Raw genomic sequence first — 16,626 nt, 5'->3', positions numbered from 1 at the left:
GGTGAGCCCGGCCACACCGAGTCGTGTTGTGGCGTCCCGTCAGCTCAGGAGGATCCCATGCCCAAGACCAACAAGTGGCTCGCGTCGATCGCGGGTGCAGCAGCGCTGTCGATGACCTTGTCCGCCTGTGGTGGCGGCGACTCCGAGGGCGGCGGCGGCGAGAGCGGTGGCGGCGAGGGTGGCGGCAACGCCGAGGCCATCATCATCGCCAACGGCACCGAGCCCCAGAACCCGCTGATCCCCGCGAACACCACCGAGGTCGGCGGCGGCAAGATCCTGGACATGGCCTTCGCCAAGCTCGTGGACTACGACGCCGAGGGCGAGACCGTCATGGACGTCGCCAAGTCCATCGAGTCCGAGGACAACAAGACCTGGACCGTGAAGATCAACGACGACCGCAAGTTCTCCGACGGCACCAAGGTGACCGCGAAGTCCTTCGTCGACGCCTGGAACTGGGGCGCGCACATCGACAACAACAACTCCGCGGCCTACTTCTTCGAGCCCATCAAGGGCTATGCCGAGGTGCACCCCGAGGAGGAGGGCGCCAAGGCCAAGGCCGAGAAGATGTCCGGCCTGAAGGTCGTCGACGACACCACCTTCGAGATCACCCTCGAGGAGCCCTATGCCGACTTCCCGCAGCGCCTGGGCTACACCGCCTTCGCCCCGCTGCCCGAGTCCTTCTTCGACGACCCGAAGGCCTTCGGTGAGAAGCCGGTCGGCAACGGCCCGTACATGGTCGAGAAGTGGAACCACAACACCGACGCCAAGCTCGTGAAGAACCCCGAGTACGTGGGTGACCAGGAGGCCCAGAACGGCGGCGTCACGCTGAACTTCTACCAGAAGCAGGACGCCAGCTACACCGACCTGCAGGCCGGCAAGCTCGACGTGCTCGACGCCATCCCCGAGACGGCCCTGTCCACCTTCGAGTCCGACCTGGGCGACCGCGCGATCAACCAGCCGGCCGGTGTCTTCCAGTCCTTCTCCTTCCCGATGTACACCGACGCCCCCTACGCCGGTGACTCCGAGGACGCCAAGAAGATCCGCAAGGCGATCTCCATGTCGATCGACCGCGACAGCATCACCGAGAGCATCTTCCAGGGCACCCGCACCCCGGCCAAGGACTTCACCGCCCCGGTGGTCGACGGCTACGACGACAAGATCTGCGGCGAGCTCTGCGAGTACAAGCCCGACGAGGCCAAGAAGCTCCTCGAGGAGGCCGGCGGCTGGAAGGGCGACGCCCTGACCATCGCCTTCAACTCCGACGGTGGCCACCAGGCCTGGGTCGACGCGGTCTGCGGCTCGATCACCAACACCCTCGACATCGAGTGCAAGGGCAAGGCCTACCCGGCCTTCAAGGCGCTGCGTGACGACGTCTCCAACCAGAAGATGAAGGGCGCCTTCCGCACCGGCTGGCAGATGGACTACCCGTCCGTGGAGAACTTCCTCACCCCGCTGTACAAGACGGGCGCCTCGTCCAACGACGGCCAGTACTCCAACAAGGAGTTCGACAAGCTCCTGGAGGAGGGTGACGCCGCCAAGGACTCCAAGGAGGCCCTGAAGAAGTACCAGGAGGCCCAGAAGGTCCTCGTCGAGGACGCCCCGGTCGTCCCCTTGTGGTACTCCAACCTCACCGGTGGCTACGGCGAGACCGTGTCCGACGTCTCCTTCGACGTCTTCGGTGTGCCGGAGTTCCACCAGATCACGAAGAACTGACCTGTGGGGGAGGCGACTCCGGTCCTCTCCCCCACCCCCGGCGCAGCCCGCCTGCCGGTGGAGATCCGCACGGATCCCCGCCGGCAGGCGTGTTGTTGTTGCATGGGCCACATCGAGAGGTAGCCTTCCGCGTGGCCCGGGTCGGGTCATCTTTTCCCGACCCCGCCGGCCACCCGTCTATCCGAGGAGAAGTTGTGGGTACATACGTGCTCCGGCGGTTGCTCCAGATGATCCCCGTGTTCATCCTGGCCACGCTGCTGCTGTACGCGATGGTCTACGGACTCCCGGGCGACGCCGCCGCCGCCCTCTGCGGCGACCGCGGCTGTGACCCGGCGTTCATCGAGCGTTTCAACGAGCAGCACCACCTGGACGAGCCCCTGCTGGTCCAGTATGGGTACTACCTCAAGGGTGTGCTCACGCTCGACTTCGGTGAGACCTTCACCGGGCAGCCCGTCATCGACGTCATGAAGCAGACCTTCCCGGTCACCCTGAAGCTGGCCCTCATCGCGTGGGTCCTGGAGGTCCTCATCGGCATCCCACTGGGCCTGCTGGCCGGTCTGCGCCGTGGGACGCTGCTCGACAGCGCCGCCCTGCTGCTCAGCCTGCTCATCATCTCGATCCCGGTGTTCGTGCTGGGCTTCCTCGCCCAGTACTTCCTGGGGCTGCAGTGGAAGGTCTTCGAGCCGACCGTCGGCGGCGACGCCTCGTGGGGCAACCTGCTCCTGCCCGGCTTCGTCCTGGCCGCGGTGTCCGTGGCCTACATCATGCGCCTGATGCGCACCTCCATCGTGGAGAACAAGTCCTCGGACTACGTGAAGACCGCGCTGGCCAAGGGGCTGCCGAAGTCGCGCATCATCGGTGTCCACCTGCTGCGCAACTCGCTCATCCCGGTGGTGACCTTCCTGGGCACCGACCTGGGCGCGCTCATGGGCGGCGCGATCGTCACCGAGGGCATCTTCAACGTCCCCGGAGTGGGCAACCAGATCTATCGCGGGATCCTGGCCGGCGAGAACGCCACCGTCGTCTCGTTCGTGACCGTCCTGATCTTCGTGTACCTCGTCGCGAACCTGATCGTTGATCTGCTCTACGCCGTGCTCGACCCGAGGATCCGCCTTGACTGACCACCAGAACGTCGCCACCGAGCTCGAGGTCGAGGAGGGCATCGCCCCCGCGTCCGTCGACGATCCCAACGCGAACGTCGGCAAGCCGCGTTCCCTGGCGCAGGACGCGATGTCGGACCTGCTGCGCAACCCGATGTTCCTGGTGAGCCTCGCGCTCATCCTCGTCCTGCTCGTGATGGCCGTCTTCCCGCAGCTCTTCACGAGCGTGGACCCGCAGGCCCAGGACATCTCCAAGAGCCTCAAGCCGGCCGAGCCGGGCCACCCGCTGGGCTTCGACCGGCAGGGCCACGACATCTGGGCGCGCCTGGTCTACGGTGCCCGCGCCTCGATCTCCGTGGGCGTGCTCACCACCCTCGGCGTGGTCCTCCTCGGCGGCACCATCGGGGCCGTGGCCGGCTACTTCGGCGGCTGGGTCGACGCCGTGCTCTCGCGCATCCTCGACACCTTCCTGGCGCTCCCCCTCATCCTGGCCGGCATCGTCGTGATGTCCCTGGTGGAGCAGATCGACCTGCCGGGCATGGGCTGGCTGGGGCGCAACATCCCCACCGTCGCCCTGATGCTCGTGCTCTTCGGCTGGACCAGCGTGGCCCGCATCATGCGCGGATCGGTGCTGCAGGCCAAGCAGGCCGACTACGTCACCGCGGCCCGCTCGATGGGTGCGAGCACCTGGCGCATCCTCACCAGCCACATCATCCCCAACGCCATCGCACCGGTGATCGTCATCGCGACCATCTCGCTGGGCATGTTCATCGTGGCCGAGGCGACGCTGAGCTACCTGGGCATCGGGCTCGACCCGGAGTCCGTGGTCTCGTGGGGTGGTGACATCTCCACCGCCCAGGGCGAGATCCGCACCACTCCGCAGATCCTCTTCTGGCCCTCCCTGGCCCTGTCGCTGTGTGTGCTGAGCTTCATGCTGCTCGGCGACGCGGTCCGTGACGCCCTCGACCCGAAGCTCCGCTGAGAGGACCCCATGAGCACCAGCACCAATCCCCGCGGGGCCGAGAAGGCAGCCCGTGTGCTCCCGGAGGGCCGCGCCGCCGCCGGTGAGACCCTCCTGGAGGTCGAGGACCTCCACGTCGAGTTCAAGACCAAGGCCGGCATCGCTCGGGCCGTCAACGGGGTGAACTACACCCTCCGCGCCGGCGAGACCCTCGCCGTGCTCGGCGAGTCCGGCTCGGGCAAGTCCGTCACGGCGCAGGCCGTCATGGGCATCCTCGACACTCCACCCGGAAAGGTCACCGGCGGGCAGGTCCGCTTCCGGGGCAAGGACCTCCTGCAGATGAAGGAGTCCGAGCGCCGCCTGTACCGGGGCGAGAAGATCTCCATGATCTTCCAGGACGCCCTGAGCGCCCTGAACCCGGTGTACTCCGTCGGCTCGCAGATCGCCGAGATGTTCCGCGTCCACCGCGGCCTGGGGCGCAAGGAGGCCAAGGAGAAGGCGATCGAGCTCATGGACCGGGTGCGGATCCCGGCCGCCCGGGAGCGGGTGGACGACTACCCGCACCAGTTCTCCGGCGGGATGCGTCAGCGCATCATGATCGCCATGGCGATCGCGCTGGACCCCGAGGTGCTCATCGCCGACGAGCCGACCACCGCGCTCGACGTGACGGTGCAGGCCCAGGTCATGGAGCTCCTCGCCGAGCTGCAGCGCGAGATGAACATGGGCCTGATCCTCATCACCCACGACCTGGGCGTGGTCGCCGACGTGGCCGACCAGATCGCCGTGATGTACGCCGGCCGGATCGTGGAGCAGTCCCCCGCCCGGGAGCTCTACCGCAACCCGGCCCACCCGTACACCGAGCGCCTCCTGGCCTCCATCCCCCGCGTGGACCAGAAGGGTCAGCAGCTCACCGCCATCGAGGGCCTGCCCCCGATGCTCACGAACATCCCCCCGGGCTGCGCCTTCAACCCGCGCTGCCCGTACGCCAGCGACATCTGCCGCACCGACGTTCCGCCGCTCGAGCGCTTCGCCGCCGACCGCGCGTCCGCGTGCCACTTCTGGAAGGAGACGCTCGATGGGAGCCACCGCGCTGCGCGATGACCACGGCGACGCCGAGGACCCCCGCACCGGGATCCGCGGAGCCACCGAGGAGGAGATCAACCGCGACCACTCGGCGGAGAACCCCAACAACCCGGGGACCCCGGCCCGCGCGATCAGCCGGGAGGTCGACGACGTCCTCGCGACCGGCGTGTCCGAGGCCCGTCAGGGTGAGACCCCGGTCCTCTCGGGCCGTGGGCTCAAGAAGCACTACCCGATCACCAAGGGCGTGCTGAAGCGCGTCGCCGGCCACGTGCGGGCCGTCGACGGCGTGGACTTCGACCTCTACCGCGGGGAGACCCTCGGCGTCGTCGGCGAGTCCGGCTGTGGCAAGTCCACCCTGGGCCGCCTCATGATGTCGCTGGAGAAGCCCACCGAGGGCCAGCTCTTCTACAAGGGCCAGGACATCTCCACCATGAGCTCCAAGGAGTTCCGGGAGATGCGCCGCAACGTCCAGATGGTGCTGCAGGACCCGTACACCTCGCTGAACCCGCGCATGACGGTCGGCGACATCATCGGGGAGCCGTTCAAGATCCACCCGGACGTGCTCGACCGGTCCAAGCGCACCGCCCGGGTCCGCGAGCTCATCGACCTCGTGGGCCTGAACCCCGAGCACATCAACCGCTACCCGCACCAGTTCTCGGGCGGTCAGCGGCAGCGCATCGGCATCGCCCGCGGCCTGGCCCTGAACCCCGAGGTGATCGTCTGCGACGAGCCGGTCTCCGCGCTCGACGTCTCGGTGCAGGCGCAGGTCGTCAACCTCATGGAGGACCTGCAGCGCGAGCTGGGCCTCTCGTACGTGTTCGTGGCCCACGACCTCTCGGTGGTCCGTCACATCTCCGACCGCGTGGCCGTCATGTACCTCGGCCGCATGGTGGAGCTCGGCGACGAGGACCAGATCTACTCGCGCCCGGTCCACCCGTACACCCAGGCGCTGCTCTCCGCGGTGCCGGTGCCAGACCCGGAGATGCGCGGGAAGCGTGACCAGATCCGCCTCGAGGGCGACGTGCCCTCCCCGGCGAACCCGCCCTCGGGCTGCCGCTTCCGCACCCGCTGCTGGAAGGCGGTGGACCTGTGCGCCACCTCCGACCCGCAGCTGGAGGTCCGCGAGGGCACCGACCACCCGAGCCGGTGCATCTTCTCCGAGGAGCGCCAGGTGGTCGAGGCCGTCCGCTGACGCGGGCCTGCCCTATCACACCGAAGAGCCCCGCTGCGCGTCCGATCCGGACGCACGGCGGGGCTCTTCGCCGCTGTGGCGCGCTGCGCATCAGGTGACGGCGGCCCAGGCCCGCTCGAGGGCGGTCTCGTCCGGGGCGTCCACCGCCGTGGGCTCACCCGGCTCCTCGAGGAGGACGAAGCGCAGTGCGCCTGCGCGGGCCTTCTTGTCCCCCGCCATCACGGCCCGGACCTGCGGCCAGGTCGCGTCACCGGTGTAGCGGGTGGGCAGGTCCAGGCCCGCGAGGATCTCGCGCACCTCGCCGGTTCCCGGCCAGAGCCCGAGCTCCTCCCCCAGTGCCGCGGCGTAGACCATCCCGATGGCCACCGCGTCCCCGTGACGCATCCGGTAGTCCTCCACCTTCTCCAGCGCGTGACCGAGGGTGTGGCCGAAGTTCAGGTGCTCCCGGACTCCCGCCTCCCGGGTGTCGGCCGCGACGGCCCGGGCCTTGACGCGCAGCGACCCCTCCACGAGCCGGGCGAGCACCGGCCATGCGCGGGGGTCCTCGGCCGTGCGAGGCCCCTCGCGGAGAAGCTCGAGCAGCTCGGGCCCCTCGGTCTCGGCCGCGTCGATCCACCCGCACTTGGCCACCTCGGCCAGCCCGGCCCGCACGTCCTCCACCGGGAGCCCGTCAAGCAGGTCCAGGTCGGCCACGACGGCCCGGGGTTGGTGGAAGGCCCCGACGAGATTCTTCCCGGCGGCCGTGTTGATCCCCGTCTTCCCCCCGACCGAGGCGTCCACCATGCCCAGCAGGGTGGTCGGCAGGTGGACGACGTCGATGCCCCGCATCCAGGTGGCGGCCGCGAAGCCCGTCACGTCGGTGCAGGCTCCGCCACCGACGGAGACGAGCAGGGCACGGCGGTCCAGGCCGGCCGCCGCGCACGCCTCCCAGATGCCGGCGACCCCCTCCAGCTGCTTGCCCGCCTCGGCCGGCTCGATGCGGTGCAGGGCGACCGGGAGCGTCCTTCCCTCACCGGTCCGCAGCAGGTCACGCACCCGCGCGGCCCTCTCCTCCAGGCCGGGCTGGTGCACCACGAGCACCCCCGTCGGCGGCCGGCCGGTCGCGGCGACGAGGGCGGGCAACCCGTCGAGCACCCGGTGGCCCAGCTCGACGGGGTAGCTCCCCTCGGTGGTGGTCACCCGGATCCGCAGGCCGGTACCCCGGTCCACCGGCCACAGCCCGGCACCGAACGGCTCGCCGGGGTCCTCGGTGGTGTGCCGCTCCACGAGGCGCTGGCCCACGATCTCTGCGACCTCGTGGGCCGGTCGGCCGGTGGTGTCCACCTGCACGGTGGCGGACGCCGCCCAGGCCTCCTGTCGGCGTGCCACCAGCTCGCGCCACCGGTCCACGCCCGCCTCCCCGGCGAGCAGGGGCCGGCCACCGCCTGCGAGCCGGCCGGCCACCGCCTCCGGGGCGACCTGCAGCCACACCACGTCCCCGCCGGCGGTCACGTGCTCGGCCAGCAGCTCACACACCCGGGGGGTCTCCACGGCCCCGCCTCCGAGGCTGACGACGCCGAGCGGCAGGACCTGACCGTCCATGGTCCGCAGCGCCCGTTCGGCCGCCTCGGCCTCCAGCCGGCGGAAGCCCTCCTCCCCCTGGGCGGCGAAGACCTCCGGGATGGTCCGGCCCGCCGCACGCTCCACCATCTCGTCGGTGTCGAGCTGCTGGCCCCCCTCCCCGGCCAGGATCCGACCCACCGTGGTCTTGCCCACCCCCGGGGGCCCGACGAGCACCACGTCGGCCCGAGGCGCTGCGGGGGTCGACCGCCGCCACCCCGGCAGCAGCGGGCTCATGCGCCGCCCCCGGTGGCCGCGACGCGCTGCCGGTAGTGCTCCAGCGCCGCGACGGTGTCGTCGACGTGGTCGCCGCCGAACTTCTCCAGCAGCGCGCGCGCCAGCACGAGGGCCACCTCCGCCTCGGCCACCACCGCGGCTGCCGGGACGGCGCAGACGTCGGAACGCTGGTGGTGGGCGGTGGCCGCCTCCCCCGTGGCCGTGTCGACCGTCCGCAGCGCCCGCGGCACGGTGCTGATGGGCTTCATGGCGGCGCGCACCCGGAGCAGCTCGCCGGTGCTCATGCCGCCCTCCACGCCCCCGGAGCGGTCCGAGACGCGCCGCACATGACCGTCCTCCCAGACCATCTCGTCGTGGGCCCGGGAGCCGGGGGTGTCCGCCAGGTCGAACCCGTCCCCCAGCTCGACGCCCTTGATCGCCTGGATGGACATGAGCGCCCCGGCGAGCTGGGCGTCGAGCCGGCGGTCGCCGTGCACGTGCGACCCGAGACCCGACGGCAGCCCGGCCACGACGACCTCGACGACGCCCCCGAGGGTGTCGCCCTCCCGCTTGGCGGCGTCGACCGCCGCCACCATGCGCTCGGAGCTCGCCGCATCGGCGCAGCGCACCGGGTCGGCGTCCAGCCGGCTCCGTCCGGCCTCGGTGGTGAGCGCCGACCAGACCTCACGTCCCAAGGCCTCCGCAGGGACGTGCTCCCCACCGAGGGCCACGACGTGGCTGCCGAGCCGGATCCCGGTCGCCGCCAGCAGCTGTCGGGCCACCTCACCCAGGGCCACCCGCGCCGCGGTCTCCCGCGCGCTGGCCCGTTCCAGCACCGGGCGCGCCTCGTCCAGACCGTACTTCTGCATCCCGGCCAGGTCGGCGTGGCCGGGCCGCGGGCGGGTCAGGGGACGGTTGCGGGCCACCTCTCGCGCGTCCCCCTTCCCGGCGTCCACCAGGAGCTCCTCCGGCGTCACCGGGTCGGCCGACATCACCTTCTCCCACTTCGGCCACTCGGTGTTGTCGATGCGGATCGCCACCGGTGAGCCCATCGTCACCCCGTGCCGGACCCCGCCCACGAGGGTCACCCGGTCGGCCTCGAAGGACATCCGGGCCCCGCGGCCGTACCCGAGGCGCCGCCGCGCCAGGGCCCGCTGCAGGTGCTCGGTGGTCACCTCGACCCCGGCCGGCACCCCCTCCAGGACGGCGGTCAGGGCCTCGCCGTGGGACTCCCCAGCGGTCAGCCAGCGCAGCATCAGCTCTCCTTCGTCGTGCTCCCGAGGTCGTGCAGGGTCAGCAGGTCGGCCGGCAGGCCGGTGAGCAGATCCTCTCGCGTCGGACGGTGCCCCGTCATGAGCTCCACCTGGTCCACCGCCTGCTCCACGAGCAGGGACAGACCGCTGAGCACCCGTCCACCGGCCGAGGCCACGGCCGCTGCCCACGGGTGGGGCCAGCCACCGTACTGGGCGTCCAGCCACCGGACCCTCGACAGGTCCGCAGCCGCCAGACCGTCCGGGACGTGCTCCCAGGCCGCCGTCGGCACCGTGCTCACCACGAGCGTCCCGGCCCCCAGCGCCGCGGGCAGCTCGTCCGGCGTCAGGCAGCGGTGGGTGACACCCAGCAGGTCGGCCAGCTCGATCCACTCACGCCGGGCACCGCGGCGCACCACGAGGGAGAGCTCCTGCACCCCGCAGCGGGCCAGGGCCACGGTCGCCGACCGGGCGGTCGCGCCGGACCCCACGAGGACGACCCTGGCCGTGGGCCCCTCGACCAGGAACCCGTCGAGCAACCGCTCCAGGGCGGTGACATCGGTGTTCGCCGCCCACCATCCGCCGTCACGGCGGACCAAGGTGTTCGCTCCCTGCGCCTGCTCGGCGGCCTCGTCCGCCCCGACACCGACCAGGCCCGGGGCCTCCCCCCGGCCGATCGCCAGGGCCTCCCCCTTGAGCGGCATGGTCACCGAGAGCCCCGTCAGCCCCGGGCGGCCGGCCAGCAGGGCGGCGAGCCCCCCGGCCTCCACCCGCTGCCGGTCGTAGTGCCCGCCGCCCAGTCCGAGAGCGGCCCAGGCGGCCCGGTGCAGCTGCGGGCTGAGCGAGTGCTCCACCGGGTCCCCCACCACCACGGCACGCGGCGACTGCATCGTCAGCACATCTGCTCGTTCTGCGAGCACCAGCGGTTGAACATCTTCACGTACCTCTGGTGCTGCGCGAAGTCCTCGGAGAACTTCGTCTCCCCGGTCGCCGGGTTGACGGCCACGAAGTACAGGTAGTCCGTGTCGTCCGGGTCCACCGCCGCGTCCAGCGCCGCCTTGCCCGGGCTGTTGATCGGGCCCGGGGGCAGGCCCGTGCTCGTGTACGTGTTGTACGGGCTCTTCGCCTGCCGCTGCTCGTCGGTGGTGCCTGCCTTGCCGCGCTCCTGGGCGATGAAGTGGATGGTGGAGTCCATACCCAGGGCCATGTTCGCGTCCAGACGGTTCATGATCACCGAGGCGACCTTGCCCCGGTCGGCCTGCCCGGAGCTCTCGGCCTCCACGATCGAGGCGATGGTGAGGGTGCGCTGCCACTCCTCCGCCGGCACCTCCTCGCGCTCCAGCTCCTTCGTGGTCTGCTCGACCATCTTCGAGACCTGGGTCCGGGCATCGTCGTCGATGTCGAAGGCGTAGGTGGCCGGGAAGAGCCACCCGTCCAGCCGGCCCTCGGCCTCCGGGGGCAGCCCGACCTCCTCCGGGGTGAGCTCGTCGTACTCCGAGCGGGGGACGCCCGTGCCCTTCGCGAGCCGATCGAGGGTCTCGTCCACCCACAGCCCCTCGGGGACCACCACCCGGTCCACCCGGAGGTTCCGCTCGTCGAGGAGCGCCTCCACCGCGGCCACGGAGCTCATCTGCTTCTTCATCACATAGGTGCCCGGCTGGAGGCGTGCGATGCGGGGCTCCAGCCGGGCGAGCTCGTTGAAGGCCTCCGGCGAGGCCACGACGTCGGCCTCGGCGAGGATGCTTCCCACCCCGGAGCCGCTCGTGCCCTCGGGCACCTTCACCTGCACCTCCCCGGTGCCGGGCCCCTCGTAGTCGGGCGCGCTGGCGAGGTCCGGGATGGCCACGGCCGACAGGACCGGGGAGAGGGTGTCCCAGGTCAGGGCGGCCCCCACCCCCGTCAGAGAGAGGGCACCGGCGAGGACGGCCGCGACCCGGGCCTTCGGCGGACGGGCGGGTGCGCTGCGGTGGGTGACCTTGCTCATGCGTTCTCCCCGGGGTGCGTGGGCTGGGCCGACCTGCGGTGACGGCTCTTGCGACCGGTCACCCGCTCCCCCGGCAGCGTGCCGGAGGCGCGGGCGTCGAGGACGGTCTGGAGGATCGCCACGGCGGCAGCCTGGTCGATCCGATCGCGCTGCTGGGCGGCCGCCACACCGGCCGAGCGCATGGCCCGGGAGGCGACGACCGTGCTCATCCGCTCGTCGACGAGACGGACCTCGACCCCGACGCCGAGGGCCCGGGCCAGGTCACGGGCCCAGTGGCGGGCCAGCGCAGCCGAGCTGCTCTCGTGACCATCGAGGTGGCGGGGCAGGCCGACGAACACCCCGACGGTCCCGGGCTCGGCCCGCACCAGCTCCAGGACGCGCTCGAGGGCGCTGCTGCGGTCCTCCGGCGTGGTGGGGACGGTCTCGACGGGGCTGGCGAGGATGCCCGCGGCATCGCTGCGGGCCAGACCGACCCGGGCGGTGCCCACGTCGAGTCCCCAGAGCACCCCCGCCCCGGAGGGCGAGGGTGACTGCTGCGGCTCGACGAGTTCGCTCACGCTGCTCCCGTCAGGCCCCGGCCACCGCGGCGCGGATCGCCTCGAGGGCATCCGGCGCCTTGCTGGCGTCCTGCCCACCGCCCTGCGCGAGATCATCCTTGCCCCCGCCGCCGCCGCCGAGAGCGGTGGCGGCGGCCTTCACCAGCGCACCGGCCTTGACCCCCTGCTCGCGGGCGGCCGAGGTGGTGGCCACCACGACGACCGGCTTGGCGCCGGCGGTGGAGACGAGGGCCACTGCGGCCGCGGTGTCGCCCAGCTGCTGGCGGACCTCCTGGGCGACGGCGCGGAGCTCCCCGCCGTCGATGCCGGGCAGCACCTCGGCCACGAGCTGGACGCCGCCGACCTGCTGAGCCTTCTGGGCCAGGTCGGCGGTGGCGCCCTTCGCCTGCTCGCGCTTCAGCGCGGTGATCTCCCGCTCGGCCTCCTTGAGCCGGGACACCATCTGCGAGACCCGGTCCTTCAGCTCGGTGGGCTGCACGCCGGCGATGCCGGAGAGCTCGGCGACCAGCGCCCGCTCGGTGGCCAGGTGGCGCAGGGCGTTGAGGCCGACGAAGGCCTCCAGCCGGCGCAGGCCGGAGCCGACCGAGGACTCCCCGGTGAGGGTGAGGGCCCCGATCTGGCTGGAGTGCTGGACGTGGGTGCCACCGCAGAGCTCCCGCGACCAGGGTCCACCGATCTCGATGACGCGCACGTCCTCGTCGTAGGTCTCGCCGAAGAGCGCCAGGGCGCCCCACTCACGGGCCGCGGGCAGGCTCATCCAGTGGGCGGAGACGGGCAGGTCGTCCCGGACCGCGAGATTGGCGATCTCCTCGAGCTCCGACTTCGTGGCCGCGTCCAGGGCGCCGGTCCACTGAAAGTCCAGGCGCAGGTATCCGGGCTTGTTGTACGAGCCCGACTGCAGGGCCGAGGGGCCGAGCACCTGGCGCAGCGCAGCGTGGACGACGTGGGTGCCGGAGTGGGCCTGGGCGGCCTCGATGCGCCAGGTGGGGTCCACCTGGGCGCGAGCGTCGACGCCCTCCCGCAGCTCACCCTCGACGACCTTCACGGTGTGCACGACGAGGCCCTTGACGGGGCGCTGCACGTCGGTGACCTCGAGCCGTCCCCCGTCGAAGGTGATGAGGCCGGAGTCGGCGATCTGGCCACCGGACTCGGCGTAGAAGCTCGTGGTGTCCAGCACCACCTGGCCGGTCTGCCCGGGCTCGAGGGCCTCGACCCGTTGCCCGTCGCGCACCAGGCCGACGACGCGACCGTCGGTCTCCAGGTCGGTGTAGGCGCGCCAGTCGGTGGCACCGGCCTCGCGCAGCTCGCGCCACACGCCGGTGTCGGCGTGACCGGACTTCTTGGCCCTGGCGTCGGCCTTGGCCCGCTCCCGCTGCTCGGTCATGAGCGTGCGGAAGCCCTCCTCGTCGACCGAGAGCCCCTGCTCGGCCGCCATCTCCAGGGTGAGGTCGATCGGGAAGCCGTAGGTGTCGTGCAGGGCGAAGGCCTTGGCCCCGGGGAGCACCTTCCCGCCGGTCTTGCGGGTCTCGGTGGCAGCGACGTCGAAGATGCTGGTGCCCGCCTCGAGGGTGCGCCGGAAGGCGTCCTCCTCGGCGTAGGCGATCTGGCTGATGCGCTCCCAGCCGCTGACGAGCTCCGGGTAGGAGGTGCCCATGAGATCGCGGGAGATCGGCAGCAGCTCGGGCAGGGCCGGCTCGGTGACGCCCAGCAGGCGCATGGAGCGCACCGCGCGGCGCAGCATCCGGCGCAGCACGTAGCCGCGCCCCTCGTTGCCCGGGGTGACGCCGTCGCCGATGAGCATGAGGCCGGAGCGGACGTGGTCGGCCACCACGCGCAGGTGCACGTCGTGCGGGTGGCTGCGGGAGGCGACCTGCTCCTGGGTGGCGCCGTACTCCACGCCGGCCATCTCGGCGGCACGGTCGAGCACCGGGAAGACCTGGTCGATCTCGTAGAGGTTGTCGACACCCTGCAGGATGGAGGCCATACGCTCCAGGCCCATGCCGGTGTCGATGTTCTGCTGCGGCAGGTTGCCGGCGATGTCGAAGTCGGACTTGGAGCGCACCGCCGAGAGCTCGTGCTGCATGAAAACGAGATTCCAGATCTCCATGAAGCGGTCCTCGTCGACCGCCGGGCCCCCGTCGCGCCCGTACTCCGGGCCGCGGTCGAGGAAGATCTCCGAGCTCGGACCACCGGGCCCGGGCACGCCCATCGACCAGTAGTTGTCCTCCTCGTCGCGGCGGACGATGCGCTCGGCGGGCAGGTCGGTGAGCTGCAGCCACAGATCGTGGGCCGCATCGTCGTCCTGGTAGACGGTGGCCCACAGGCTGTCCTTGCGCAGCCCCAGCCCGCCGGCGGACTCCGGCGAGGTGAGGAACTCCCAGGCCATGGAGATCGCCTCGGCCTTGAAGTAGTCGCCGAAGGAGAAGTTGCCGTTCATCTGGAAGAAGGTGCCGTGGCGGGAGGTCTTGCCGACCTCCTCGATGTCCCCGGTCCGGACGCACTTCTGGACGCTCGTGGCCCGCGTGTAGGGCGGGGTCTGCTGGCCGAGCAGGTAGGGCTTGAAGGGCACCATGCCGGCGTTCACGAAGAGCAGGTTGGGGTCGTCGTGGATCAGCGGGGCGCTGTCCACCACGGTGTGACCCTTGCCCTCGAAGTAGGCGAGCCACCGGCGGCGGATCTCAGCGGTTTCCATCGCGTCTCTCCCTGCGTTGCGTCGAGTCTGTCTGGGCGGGTGCGTCCGGCGGGCCTCCCGGAGCTGGTCGGGCCGGACACGCCTGCACCGTCGACCCCTTGGGGCCGACGGTGCAGGATATCGCGCTGTCTCAGGCGCCGATGCCGTCCGTCGTCAGCACCCGCGACTCCGGGAAGTGGCAGGCGATGCGGTGCCGCTCGTCACCGGGGTCGGGGCTCAGGTCAGGACGGGTGGAGGCGCAGACGTCCTGGGCCTTCCAGCAGCGGGTGCGGAAGGTGCATCCGCTCGGCGGGTCGATCGGGCTGGGCACGTCGCCCTCGAGCCGGATCCGCTCCTGCTTGGCCAGGCCACGCACCACGTTGATGTCCGGGGCGGCCGAGAGCAGCGCCTGGGTGTAGGGGTGCTTCGGGTTGCCGTAGATCTGCTCCCGGTCCCCGATCTCCACGATCCGGCCGAGGTACATGACGGCCACCCGGTCGCAGAAGTGCCGCACCACGCCGAGGTCGTGGGCCACGAAGACGAAGGCCAGGTTGAACTCGCGGCGGAGCTTCTCCATGAGGTTCATGACCTGCGCCTGGATCGAGACGTCCAGGGCGGAGACTGGCTCGTCGGCCACGATGACCTGCGGCTCGACGGCCAGCGCCCGGGCGATGCCGATGCGCTGGCGCTGGCCGCCGGAGAACTCGTTGGGGTACCGGTTGATGTGTTCGGGGTTGAGCCCGACGAGCTCCAGCAGCTCCTGCACCCGGCCCTTGATCTGCTTCTCCGGCAGGAGCTTGTGCACCCGGATCGGCGTGGCGATGATGTTCCCCACCGTGTAGCGCGGGTTCAGCGAGGCGTAGGGGTCCTGGAAGATCATCTGCAGCTCGCGGCGCAGCGGTCGCAGCTTCCCCTCGGAGAGGTCGGCCAGCTCCTGCCCCTGGAAGGTGATGCTGCCGGCGGTGGGCGTCTCCAGCCGGGTGATGAGGCGGCCGGTGGTGGTCTTCCCGCAGCCGGACTCCCCGACCAGGCCGAGGGTCTCCCCGGCTGCCAGGTCGAAGCTCACCCCGTCGACCGCCTTGACGGTCTTCTTCTTCGGCAGCAGGCCCTCGTACTCGGTGATCGGGAAGTACTTCTGCAGGTCCTTGACCTCCAGCAGCACCTCCCGGTCGGCGGTGGCGCGGCGGGGGTGGACGATCGCGTCCTCCAGGCGGGTGCTCATCGCAGGCTCTCCTCTCGGGCCGGCAGGGCCTCCTCGGGGGTCAGGCCCAGGTCGGCCAGGTGGCATCGGACCAGGCGGCCCTCGGTGCCGGGCGGCGGGGTGAGCCCCGGGATCTCGGTGAGGCACCGGTCGTGCGGCACCGCCTGGGCGAACTCGCAGCGCGGGTTGAACGAGCAGCCCGGGGGCAGGTTGGTGAGGCTGGGCGGCGCGCCCTGGATGGGGGTGAGCTCCTCGCCGATGGTCTCGGAGATGCTGGGCACCGAGCCGAGCAGCCCGCGGGTGTAGGGGTGGCGGGGGTCGGCGAGCACCGCGTGGGTGGCCCCGCGCTCGACGCCCCGGCCGGCGTACATGACCAGCGTGTCGTGGGCCACCTCGGCCACGACGGCCAGGTCGTGGGTGATGAGGATGATCGCCGAGCCGAACTCGTCCTGCAGGTCCTTGAGCAGGTCGAGGATCTGCGCCTGGACGGTGACGTCCAGGGCGGTGGTCGGCTCGTCGGCGATGAGCAGCTTCGGGTCGTTGACCAGGCCCAGCGCGATCATGGCGCGCTGGCGCATGCCGCCGGAGAACTCGAAGGGGTACTGCTCCGCCCGCTTCCTCGGGTTGGGGATGCCGACGCGGTCGAGCATCTCCACCGCCCGGGCCATCGCCTTCCCCTTCGAGACGCGGTGGTGCACCCGGTAGGCCTCCACGATCTGGTCGCCCACCCGCTTGTAGGGGTGCAGGGAGGACTGGGCGTCCTGGAAGATCATCGAGGCGACGTTGCCGCGGATCTTGCGGAACTGCGCCTGGGAGGCGCCGACGAGCTCTCGCCCGTCGAGGACGATCGAGCCGGACATACGGGTCCGCTTCGGGTCGTGCAGGCCCATCACGGCCATCGTCGAGACGGACTTGCCGGAGCCGGACTCCCCCACCACCGCGAGGGTGCGTCCGGGGTAGACGTCGTAGCTCAGGCCGTTCACCGCGCGGACGAGGCCGTCCTCGGTCGGGAAGGCGACCTGGAGGTCGCGGACGCTGAGCAGGGGGTCCCGGCCGTCGCGCTGCTGGACCGGTAGGGAGGTGGTCTGGGTGGTCATGG

The 16,626-nt window shown here is 71.3% G+C and carries 13 protein-coding genes; 5 read left to right on the top strand and 8 right to left on the bottom strand.

Features of this window, described 5'->3' with window-relative positions; genetic code table 11:
* Window positions 1-57: 57 nt before the first annotated feature.
* The 5 genes from CFT82_RS00125 (at window position 58) to CFT82_RS00105 (ending at window position 6,049) form a co-directional block, all read left to right on the top strand.
* A complete protein-coding gene (locus CFT82_RS00125; RefSeq protein WP_088817093.1) occupies window positions 58-1,713 on the top strand; it encodes a peptide ABC transporter substrate-binding protein in 1,656 nt (551 codons plus the stop codon).
* Between the two features lie 194 nt (window positions 1,714-1,907).
* On the top strand, window positions 1,908-2,834 hold the full coding sequence (locus CFT82_RS00120) for an ABC transporter permease (RefSeq protein WP_088817092.1): 927 nt from the start codon (window positions 1,908-1,910) through the stop codon (window positions 2,832-2,834).
* Complete coding sequence (locus CFT82_RS00115) at window positions 2,827-3,795, top strand: ABC transporter permease (RefSeq protein WP_234994199.1); 969 nt, start codon at window positions 2,827-2,829, stop codon at window positions 3,793-3,795. Before CFT82_RS00120 ends, CFT82_RS00115 begins: the two co-directional genes overlap by 8 nt.
* Window positions 3,796-3,804: 9 nt before the next feature.
* Entirely contained in the window at window positions 3,805-4,875 is a 1,071-nt protein-coding gene (locus tag CFT82_RS00110) for an ABC transporter ATP-binding protein (RefSeq protein WP_088817090.1), read from the top strand.
* Window positions 4,850-6,049 carry an ABC transporter ATP-binding protein gene (locus CFT82_RS00105; protein ID WP_234994198.1) on the top strand — a complete coding sequence of 400 codons (1,200 nt, stop codon included), beginning with the start codon at window positions 4,850-4,852 and terminating at the stop codon, window positions 6,047-6,049. The genes CFT82_RS00110 and CFT82_RS00105 overlap by 26 nt, the downstream gene beginning before the upstream one ends.
* Window positions 6,050-6,139: 90 nt before the next feature.
* Here the strand turns inward: CFT82_RS00105 and CFT82_RS00100 are convergent, their stop codons facing one another.
* The 8 genes from CFT82_RS00100 to CFT82_RS00065 form a co-directional block, all read right to left on the bottom strand.
* A complete protein-coding gene (locus tag CFT82_RS00100; protein WP_088817089.1) occupies window positions 6,140-7,885 on the bottom strand; it encodes a bifunctional shikimate kinase/3-dehydroquinate synthase in 1,746 nt (581 codons plus the stop codon).
* Window positions 7,882-9,120, bottom strand: a complete 1,239-nt coding sequence (gene aroC, locus CFT82_RS00095; protein WP_088817088.1) for a chorismate synthase — start codon at window positions 9,118-9,120, stop codon at window positions 7,882-7,884. The genes CFT82_RS00100 and aroC overlap by 4 nt, the downstream gene beginning before the upstream one ends.
* Window positions 9,120-10,004, bottom strand: a complete 885-nt coding sequence (locus CFT82_RS00090) for a shikimate dehydrogenase family protein (RefSeq protein ID WP_143469436.1) — start codon at window positions 10,002-10,004, stop codon at window positions 9,120-9,122. Before CFT82_RS00090 ends, aroC begins: the two co-directional genes overlap by 1 nt.
* Before the next feature lie 2 nt (window positions 10,005-10,006).
* Window positions 10,007-11,098 (bottom strand): endolytic transglycosylase MltG, encoded by a 1,092-nt coding sequence (gene mltG / locus CFT82_RS00085; protein WP_088817086.1) that lies wholly within the window; start codon window positions 11,096-11,098, stop codon window positions 10,007-10,009.
* Complete coding sequence (gene ruvX, locus CFT82_RS00080; RefSeq protein ID WP_234994197.1) at window positions 11,095-11,655, bottom strand: Holliday junction resolvase RuvX; 561 nt, start codon at window positions 11,653-11,655, stop codon at window positions 11,095-11,097. Before ruvX ends, mltG begins: the two co-directional genes overlap by 4 nt.
* A gap of 10 nt (window positions 11,656-11,665) precedes the next feature.
* Window positions 11,666-14,347 (bottom strand): alanine--tRNA ligase, encoded by a 2,682-nt coding sequence (alaS, locus tag CFT82_RS00075; RefSeq protein WP_088817084.1) that lies wholly within the window; start codon window positions 14,345-14,347, stop codon window positions 11,666-11,668.
* Between the two features lie 130 nt (window positions 14,348-14,477).
* Window positions 14,478-15,548 (bottom strand): ABC transporter ATP-binding protein, encoded by a 1,071-nt coding sequence (locus CFT82_RS00070; protein WP_088817083.1) that lies wholly within the window; start codon window positions 15,546-15,548, stop codon window positions 14,478-14,480.
* Complete coding sequence (locus CFT82_RS00065; protein WP_088818237.1) at window positions 15,545-16,624, bottom strand: ABC transporter ATP-binding protein; 1,080 nt, start codon at window positions 16,622-16,624, stop codon at window positions 15,545-15,547. Before CFT82_RS00065 ends, CFT82_RS00070 begins: the two co-directional genes overlap by 4 nt.
* Between the last annotated feature and the right edge of the window lie 2 nt (window positions 16,625-16,626).

This window comes from Kytococcus aerolatus (genome assembly GCF_900187395.1).
Lineage (GTDB): Bacteria > Actinomycetota > Actinomycetes > Actinomycetales > Dermatophilaceae > Kytococcus > Kytococcus aerolatus.
The sequence above is the reverse complement of the archived record's forward strand: the minus strand, read 5'-3'. Positions and strand labels throughout refer to the sequence as shown.